Annotated in this window: 1 pseudogene; it reads left to right on the top strand. The window is 39.5% G+C overall.

What is annotated here, in order from left to right:
- Nucleotides 1-280: pseudogene (locus AOA60_RS01725) on the top strand (TraB family protein); the annotation flags it as partial.
- Nucleotides 281-349 lie beyond the last annotated feature (69 nt).

The following is a 349-nucleotide window of genomic DNA, read 5'->3' as shown; positions in this document are numbered from 1 at the left end:
TCCTTTGACCATATTGACAGCGTTTATCGTGGCACCACTGAGTTCTTTGAATCCTCTCATGGCTGCAGGTTGGTTCGCTGGAATTGTACAAGCTGTTGTTAGACGTCCACATGTGTCTGACTTTGAAGCGTTAGCTGAAGATGTTCATTCTGCTAAAGGCTTCTGGAACAACAAAGTAACTCGTATCTTGTTAATTGTTGTTTTAACGAATGTGGGAAGTACATTAGGTACGTTCATCGGCGGTGCAGACGTTGTAAGGTTGTTTATACAGAATTTATAAAAATAGATATGATCTTTTGATAAAAAGGCACTGCTTTCCCTTTTCTTATAGGGAGAACAGTGCTTTTAA

This window comes from Pseudomonas sp. 2822-17 (assembly GCF_002742485.1).
Taxonomy (GTDB): domain Bacteria; phylum Pseudomonadota; class Gammaproteobacteria; order Pseudomonadales; family Pseudomonadaceae; genus Aquipseudomonas; species Aquipseudomonas cyclaminis.
This window is presented reverse-complemented; position numbering and strand designations above follow the sequence as displayed.